We start from the raw sequence: 920 nt of genomic DNA on the forward strand, positions 1-920 counted from the left end.
GCCACGACGTAGGCGACCAGACGTGTCGTGCCGGGCTGGTCCTCGCGGGCGACGACGGCGGCCTGCGCGATGTCCGGGTGGTCGGTGAGGACCTGTTCGATCTCGCCGGGTTCGATGCGGAACCCGCGGATCTTCACCTGGTGGTCGGCGCGGCCGACGAACTCCAGCTCGCCGTCGGCGTTCCAGCGGACGAGGTCGCCGGTGCGGTACATGCGGGCCCCGGGCTCGGGGGCGTAGGGGTCGGCGACGAACCGCTCGGCGGTCAGTCCCGGCCGGCCCAGATACCCGCGGGCCACCCCCGCTCCGCCTATGTACAGCTCGCCCACCACCCCGGGCGCGACCAGCCGCAGCCCGCTGCCCAGGACGTACGCCCGGGAACGGGAGATCGGACGGCCGATGGGAGCGGACGGCGGCCAGTCGTCGGGGGCGCCGTCCAGAGTGTGGGCCGTGACCACGTGCGTCTCGGTCGGGCCGTAGTGGTTGTGCAGGACACGGCCGGGCTCCGACCGGTGGAACGCGCGGACGGCACCGCTCGGTGTCAGCGCCTCACCCGCCTGCGCGACGGTCCGCAGGCACGGCAGCGTACGGCCCTGCTCGACGGCGGCCTCGGCGAGCGCCTCCAGCACCAGGTTCGGCGCGAACAGCTCCTCGATCCGCTGCTCGTCCAGCCACCGGGCGAACCGGGCCGCGTCACGGCGGACCTCCTCGTCCGGGATCACCAGCGTCTTGCCGAAAGCCAGCGCCGACAGCACCTCCTGCACGGACACGTCGAAACTGGTCGCCGTGAACTGCGCCACCCTGGTGCCCGGTTCGCCGCCCACCGCACGCTGGTGCCACCCCAGCAGGTTCAGCAGCGCCCCCGCGGGCATGACGACGCCTTTGGGTCGTCCGGTGGAGCCGGAGGTGTAGATGACGTAGGC

Annotated in this window: 1 protein-coding gene; it reads right to left on the reverse strand. The window is 73.2% G+C overall.

The annotated features are described in order from the left end of the window. On the reverse strand, nt 1-869 hold an 869-nt coding region (locus GT045_RS07610; RefSeq protein WP_272926841.1), incomplete at its 3' end, for an AMP-binding protein. Between the last annotated feature and the right edge of the window lie 51 nt (nt 870-920).

The organism is Streptomyces sp. SID486 (assembly GCF_009865385.1).
In the GTDB taxonomy this organism is placed as follows: Bacteria; Actinomycetota; Actinomycetes; order Streptomycetales; family Streptomycetaceae; genus Streptomyces.